Annotated in this window: 4 protein-coding genes; 2 read left to right on the top strand and 2 right to left on the bottom strand. The window is 68.5% G+C overall.

The genetic code is table 11. The annotated features are described in order from the left end of the window. Positions 1-711, top strand: a 711-nt coding sequence (locus AC31A1_RS15200; RefSeq protein WP_489653819.1) for an SDR family NAD(P)-dependent oxidoreductase, incomplete at its 5' end; no start/stop codon positions are given. Positions 712-732: 21 nt separating this feature from the next. Here the strand turns inward: AC31A1_RS15200 and AC31A1_RS15195 are convergent. Beyond that, on the bottom strand, positions 733-1,542 hold the full coding sequence (locus tag AC31A1_RS15195; RefSeq protein ID WP_489653818.1) for a thioesterase family protein: 810 nt from the start codon (positions 1,540-1,542) through the stop codon (positions 733-735). A 268-nt stretch (positions 1,543-1,810) separates the two neighbouring features. Here AC31A1_RS15195 and AC31A1_RS15190 point away from each other — a divergent pair, with 268 nt between their 5' ends. Beyond that, positions 1,811-3,163, top strand: a complete 1,353-nt coding sequence (locus AC31A1_RS15190; RefSeq protein WP_489653817.1) for a beta-1,3-glucanase family protein — start codon at positions 1,811-1,813, stop codon at positions 3,161-3,163. Positions 3,164-3,239: 76 nt separating this feature from the next. On the opposite strand, the gene AC31A1_RS15185 is transcribed toward AC31A1_RS15190, so the two are convergent. Further along, positions 3,240-7,520, bottom strand: coding sequence for a discoidin domain-containing protein (locus AC31A1_RS15185; protein WP_489653816.1), 4,281 nt, complete (start codon positions 7,518-7,520; stop codon positions 3,240-3,242). Positions 7,521-7,684 lie beyond the last annotated feature (164 nt).

Genomic DNA, 7,684 nt, shown 5'->3' with positions numbered 1-7,684 from the left:
GGGAAGGGTCTGGGGCGGGCGATCGCCGTCGCGCTGTCCCAGGCGGGTGCCACCGTGGCCGCAACTGCCCGAACCGCAGCGGACCTTGAGAGCCTGGAGGCCGAACTCGCCGCCCACGGTGGCAAGGTGCTGGTCCTGCCCGGCTCGGTCGCCGACTCCATCGCCGTACGGACCATCGTCGAGCGCATCACCGACGACACCGGCCGCCTTGACGCCGTGGTCAACTGCGCCGGTACGAGCCCGCACTTCACCCGCAGCGAGCGCGTCACCGACGGGGACTGGCAACAGGTCCTCGACGTCAACCTCCAAGGCACCTTCTACTGCTGCCGCGAGGCGGGCAAGGTGATGCTGGAGCAGCGTTCCGGCTCGATCGTCAACGTCTCCTCGGTGCACGCCCGCACCGGCTTCGAGCGGATCGCCGCCTACGCCGCCAGCAAGGGCGGGGTCGAGGCCCTCACCAAGTCCCTCGCCGTGGAATGGGCCGACCGCGGGGTGCGCGTCAACGCCCTCGCGCCCGGCTACTTCCACACCGACCTCAGCTCCGGCCTGCTGGCCAGCCGCTGGGGCGAACGCATCGTCGACAGCACACCGTTGGGCCGCGTCGGCGATGTCTCGGAACTCGGCGGAGCCGCGGTCTTCCTCGCCTCCGACGCGTCCCGTTTCGTCACCGGCACCACGCTCACGGTGGACGGCGGCTGGACCGCGCGCTAGCCGTATTGATCATGAGCGCGGTCACCGCTCCGGCGCGGGCCGCACGGTAAGCATCTGCAGCGCGTGTCCGACCGGGCCGTCGACGTCGTGCAGAACGGTGCTCGTCAGACCCTGTCCGGTGGGCCCGAAGGTGACCGTCGTGTCCAACCCGGTCCAGTCGCCCACGGGTTGGCGGTGCAGGTGGACGGTCAGGTCGACGTTCGGGTAGATCCAGGCGGTCGGCGGCTGTCGTACGGCGATGCCGTTCGCGGTGTCGACGAGCGCGAGGTAGGACGCGAGCGGACTGCTGGGCTCACCGGCGACGAGGGCGTGCCGGGTGGAGATCCAGGCGGTCGTACGGCCCGGCCGGGGTGGCGCGAGCGGCCGTACGTCCACGGAGGCGATGTAGCCGCCGGGCCACAGCGCGCTCATCTCCCAGGGGGCCAACTCCTCGGGAGAGGTGAGGCGTTCGGTGGGGCCGCCCGCGACGGCGGAGGTGTCGATCGCGGCGAGGAACCAGGCCCGGGCCCGCACCACCGGCCGGCCGGCGACCAGCACCACGGCCTCGACCAGCTCGATCGTGCGGCCGGGCCGGACGACCTCCACCCGGATCTCGCACTCGTCGAGGGCGAGCCGGCCCAGGATGTCGTAGCTGATCCGCGCCATCACGAGCCCCTCGCCGCCCGGCCGCTGCGCCACCTGGTGCTCGATGGCGTGGACGACGAGCCCGCCGAGCGGGCTGAAGTGCAGCTCGTCCGGGTCCCAGGCGCCGCCCGCGTGGGCGGTGGGCTTGTAGCGGTGCTCGTCGATGCGCTCGTAGTAGCTGTCGGGGACCGGGGTGCCGGAGTTCAACGGACTTCTCTCCCAAGGCTGTTCTCGCCGTGCGTGCGATGTTCCGGTGACCACTCTGCCACCTGCGGAAAGGTCCATACCGGACGCGTCAAGTGATGGAGGAAAGGGGCGGGGTCGTGTGATTCTTGCGGTTGGGTTCTGAACGGATGCCCCGCCATGAGTGCCCGCATCGGCGAACTGCCGTTCATTCGGCTTCAGTTGTTGACGGCGGGCAAGGGCGGGACTACAACCCGGGGAGAGCGCTCCCAACCCGCTGAGGAGACCCCCCATGCAGACGTCCGCCGGCACCTCCGTCAGACCGCCGACCGGAGCCGTGCGCTCCCGTACGGCTCTCGGTCTGGCCGTCGTCCTGATCGTCGCCTTCTTCGCCGCCCTGAGCCCCTCACCCGCCCGCGCCGCCGACCAGTTGCTGTCCCAGGGACGGCCCGCCACCGCGTCCTCGACCGAGAGCGCGTCCTTCCCCGCGACCGCGGCCGTGGACGGCAACACGGGCACCCGCTGGTCCTCCGCCTTCGCCGACCCGCAGTGGCTTCAGGTGGACCTTGGAACGGTCCAGCAGATCACCCGCGTCTCGCTCAACTGGGAAGCCGCGTACGCCACCGGCTACCAGATCCAGACCTCGACCGACGCGACCACCTGGACCACGGTCTACTCCACCACGACCGCCACCGGCGGCACCCAGAACCTCACCGTCACCGGCAGCGGTCGCTACGTCCGCCTGTACGGCACCGCCCGCGCCACCCAATGGGGCTACTCCCTCTGGGAGTTCCAGGTCTACGGCCCAGGCAGCACCACCCCGCCCGACGACTTCTGGGGCAGCACCAGTGACATCCCCGCGGCCAACAACGCCGTGGAGGTGAAGATCCTCAACCGCACCAACGGCAAGTACCCCGACAGCCAGGTGTATTGGAGTTTCAACGGGCAGACGCACTCCATCGCCGAGCAGCCCTACCTGGACATGCCGGCCAACTCCGCGGGCCGTATGTACTTCTACCTGGGCTCGCCCACCAGCTCCTACTACGACTTCATCGAGTTCACGGTCGGCGGCAACGTCTTCAACGGCAACACCACCCGCGTCGACGCCTTCGGCCTCAAGCTCGCCATGCGCCTGCACAGCAAGGACGGTTACGACACCGAGGTCGGCGAGAACCGGGCGACCTTCGCCGAGGACCGCGCGACCACCTTCCAGCGGTTCACCGACGCGGTGCCGACCCAGTTCAAGGTGCTGGCCCAGACGCAGGCGCCGTACCGGATCATCGCGCCCGGCAGCGACCCGAGCTTCCGCGCGGGTGGCGCCAACGCCAACTACTTCACGTCGTACGCCCAGTCGGCGGGCGTGAACGCGGCCACGTCCGACATCTTCGGCTGCGCAGGCTCCCTGGCCGCCGATCCCACCATGTGCGCCGCCCTCAACCGCCATGTGGCGACGCTGCCGGCGTCGCAGCAGTCCGACCCGGCGCAGTTCTACAAGGCGGCTCCCGCGAACTACTACGCCAAGTTCTGGCACGACAACGCCATCAACCAGCTTGCCTACGGCTTCCCTTACGACGATGTCGCGGGCCAGTCCTCGTTCATCTCGCACGCCAACCCGCAGTGGCTCCTGGTCGCCGTCGGCTGGTAGGTACTACGGACACATCGCGAAGCGGGGCCGCCCTCGTCAGGAAGGGCGGCCCCGCTTCAGCTTCTGGCGGCGGGAGTTACTGGACGTTGATCGTGAACGTGCTCGTGGTGTTGCGGATGTCCTGCGCGTTGCCGCTCATCCGCAGGTTGACGAAGGTCGCCGAGCCGACGGCGGGTCCCTGACCGGGTTCGGGCAGCTCGTTGGCCCAGATGCCCCACCCGGACTTGGCGTCGAACGCGTCTCCGCTCTTCTTGGAGTTGGTGATGGAGATGTCGGTGAAGATCGTGTCCTTCACCGGGAACTGCGCTTGTCCGCCTACGTAGTTGGTCTGGAACATCACTCCGCCGTAGGTGGAGTTGTCGATGTCCACGTCGTTGACCCGGATGCCCTGGAAGACCTTCGAGGCCGAGAACGCCCAGATGGCCGGGAAGACCTGGGAGCCCCAGAAGTGGCCGCCCGTTCGGTCCAGGGAGACGTTCTCGATCGTCGTCGGACCGGTCCCGAAGCCGTTCATCGGGTAGCCGAAGTCCAGCGAGGAGATCGTGATGCCGGAGTAGACCAGGGTGTCGGCGACCCTGATGTTGCGGAAGGTGTTGTCGAAGCCGCCGTAGACGGCGATACCGGCCGCACGCCAGGTGAGTGTCGATGTCAGGTTCTCGTAGAGGTTGTTCTTCTCGTCGGCGCCGCCCGCGTCGATCGCCGAGAAGAGCGCGAAGCTGTCGTCGCCCGTGGCCCGGGCGTCGTTGTTGACCACGTGGTTGTCCGTGGAGCCGTTCGTCATGTTGATGCCGTCGGCGAACGTGTCACGGATGCGGGAGTTCTTGATGGTCACGCTGTCGGTGTTGGCGCCCCAGTACATGCACACCATGTGCTCGACCCAGATGTCGTCGATGGTGATGTTGGAGACGTTGGAGAAGTCAAATACCTTGCCTGGTCCGTCGATTCGGGACGTGTAGTTCCCGAAGTAGGCGAAGCCGGTGAACGACGAGCCGTTCGCGGTGGCCTCGGCCCGGATGCCGACGTCGGTGTTCTCCTGCGAGGCGGGGGCGTGGAAGCGAGTGAACCACGACCCGGCTCCTACGACCTTGACCGCCTTGCCGTAGACCTGCAGCTTGCTGGAGGTCTCGTAGTCGCCGGCGGGCAGGTAGACGCCGACGAGCTTGCCCGTGGTGTCCATGCGGACCTTGTCGAGCGCGTTCTGCACGTCCTGCTGCGCGAAGCCGGCCGGGACCACGTATGCGGCCGGGTCCGGGTTCGGAGTCGCCGTCGCCTGCTCGGTGTTGACGAAGTCGATGGCGTAGGTGGAGGAGTTGGCCGCGTCCTTCTGGAGCCGGATCTTGGAACCGGCCGGAACTGTCCTGCCCAGCAGGAGATTCGCCTCGTCGTAAATGTGGCGCTGGGCACCGGCGCTGGGCGAGTTGCCGGGCGCGGTCTCGTTGCCGTACAGCCAGGCGTACTTGGAGGTGAGGTCGATGGCCTTGAGGAACTGGCCGTCGACGTAGACGTCGAGGGTGGTGTCGGTGCCGTCGGGGATGGAGAAGCGGGTGACGAGCGTGTTGGTCGCCGCGCGGGTGGTCCATTCGACGTACTGGCCGGTCGAGTTGAGGGTCACCGCCTTGCGGCCGCTCGCCTCGCCGGCGATGTCGCCGATGGTGCGGTTGGGGCCGACGACCTGGGCGCCGCCGCCGACGGTGCCGTCCTCGGCCTCGTACATGTCGTAGGGCATGTCGGCGCCGCGGCCGACGAACAGGGGTTGTGCGGTGGTGTTGTTGGTCCGCTTGACCGGGAGTTCGTTGGTGTCGTCGGCGATGACCGTCTTGACGGTGAACTTGCCGTTGATGGCCGTCCAGGAGCCGAGGCTCACGGGTGCGGTCGTCTGGCCGGCGGCGATGGTTCCGCTGTAGGAGCCGGTGAGTGTCTTGACGGTGGCGCCGTTGGCGTCCAGGACGGTCAGCGTGACGCCGTGGGAGCCGGCGGCCGAGGCGATCGAACCCTGGTTCTTGATCGCCACGGTGAACGTGACGTTGTCGCCCGCCGACGGGCTGGACGGGGTCCAGGCGACCGGTGCGGCGACCAGGTCGGAGCTGGAGACCGGCTTGACGACGAGGGCGTCGGGGGCGGTGTAGACGTTGTTGCCCTCGTTCTGCTCGATGACCTTGTTCGACGGGTCCACCTCGGCGCCGAGCGGGTAACTCCCCGCGTCCCGCGTGCCGATGCTCGCCGTGACCGTCGTCGACGCGCCCGCCGCGAGGGCCGGGACGTCCGCCGTGGCGGCCTTCGTGCCGCCGAGCGTGAAGTTCAGGTCGGTGGCCTTGGACGCCTTGCTGCCGCTGTTGGTGACCGTCGCCGTCAGGCTGATGGCGTCCGACTCGACCGGGGCCGCCGGCGTGTGGGTGATGCCGGTGACCTTGAGGTCCGGGTTGGCGGCCGGAGTGCCGATCACCTGGAACTCGGCGACCTGCCCGCCGGGGGCACCGGTGTTGGAGGCGAACTTGAGCTGGATGTCGGCGGCGGCACCGGAGACCGGGATGGTCACGGTGTTGCCGCTCGCCGGGTTGAAGACGTAGTCCTTCGCCGCGGCGAGACTGGTGAACGCGGTCGCGTCCTGGTCCCGGCCCAGCACCTGGATGTTCTGCGTACGCGTCGACCACGCGGCATCCGGGTTCAGCTTCACGACGACCTGGCTGAGGTCGGCGTTGGCACCCAGCTTGGTGGTGAGGGTGGCCGGGTAGGCGCCGCCCCCACTCTCCCAATAGGTCGCTGTCTGGCCGTCGTTGGCGTTCGCGGCGACATAGGTGAAGGTGTACGAGGAGGCCTCGATGGGCTTGCCCTGAGCGAGGTCGGACCCGGCACCGTTACCGGCCCGGGTGACGCTGTTGCTCGCCACCGACACGTTCCCGGCGGCGTCCTTGGCCTTCACGTAGTAGGTGACCGTGGCCGTCGCCGACGGGGTGTCGGTGTACGAAGTCACGTCACCCGCGACGGACTTGACGACCTGGTCGTTGGCGTAGACGTCGTAGCCGGTGACCTGGACGTTGTCGCTCGACGCCTGCCAGGTGAGCTTCACGTCGCTGCCCGACTGCGTGTAGGCGAGGTTGCCCGGCGCGGTGGGCGCCTGGGTGTCGCCGGTCGAGCCCTTGCGGGTGACGCTGTTGCTGTTGGCGGACACGTTGCCCGCCGCGTCCTTGGCCCGCACGAAGTACGTGATGTCGCTGCTGGCCGGCTGGGTGTCCGTGTAGGTCAGGACGTTCCCGGCGACGCTCGACCTCAACTGCCCGTTGGCGTAGATGTCGTAGCCGGTCACCGCGGTGTCGTCGGTGGCCGCGGCCCAGTTCAACTCGATCTGCCCGGTGGCCGGTTCGGTGTAGCTCAGGTTCGCCGGCGCGGTGGGCGCCTGGGTGTCACCGGTCGCCGGTCCGTAGACCTCCAGCTCGGACACCTGCCCGGCGGGCCAGCCGGTGTTCGCCGTGATCAGCACCCGCACGTACCGCGTGGTCGTCGCGTCGAAGGAGATCGTCGTCGACTGGTCGGTGGAACTGTCGAAGGTGTACGCCTTCGACGCCGTCAGATCGGCGAAGTTCTGGTTGTCGGTCGACCCTTGGAGCTTGAGCGTCTGGCTGCGGCTCGGCCAGCCGCTCGGCAGCCGCAACGTCACCTGGTTGACCTTGACCGACGAGCCGAGGTCGACCTGGAGCCACTGCGGGAAGGCGTTGTTCGTGCTCTCCCAGTAGGTGTTCCGATTGCCGTCACCGGCGTTGGCCGCGCCGTAGACATCGGCGTGCCCGCTCTCGCCGAAGGGCTTGCCCTGGGCGAGGTTGGCGGTCTCGGCGGTGGCCGTAAGGACCTGCATCTCGGCCAACTGGGCCGTTCCGGCGACCGAGTTGGCGCTGAAGTCGGCCCGCACGTACCGGGCGAGGGTCGAAGGCACCGAGATCTTCACGGTGTTGTCGTCACCGGGGCTGAAGACGTACTGCGCCGAGGACTTGAGCGTCGCGAAGCTCTTGCCGTCGTCGCTGCCCTGGAGCGCCAGCGTCTGCTTGCGGGTCTGCCAGCCCTCGGGCAGCCGCAGCACGACCTGCCGGACGCGCTCGCTCTTCCCGAGGTCGGTCTGCACCCACTGGGCCGACTTCTTCCCGGCCTGCCAGTAGGTGTCGGTGTCGCCGTCGGTGACGTTGGTGGCCTTGTGCGCGCCGCGGGTGCTGCCCGCGGTGGTCTTCGCGTCCGCGGCGACGTTGGGACCGCCGGCCGCGTGTGCGCCGACGGCGGGCAGGCCCAGCACCATCACGGCGGAGGCGAGCGCGGCGATCGCCGCGCGCCGTCTGGGGGATCTCTGCTTGTGTCGAGTCGGTCGAGTCATACGGGTCACTTCCTGCGGAGGCTCGCGCGCCGGTGGGGCGGCGAGGGCGGCTCGTTCCCGGTGAGTGGTGCAGGAGCAGAAAGGTGCGAGGTGACGAGGTGCGTGCTGCCCCTGAGAGGCAGATTTTTGCGTTGTTTCATCGAAATATTGCAGAGCGATGGGAG

The organism is Streptomyces sp. P5F9 (assembly GCF_057961495.1).
Note: the sequence above shows the minus strand (reverse complement) of the source record. Positions and strands in the feature narration are given on the sequence as shown.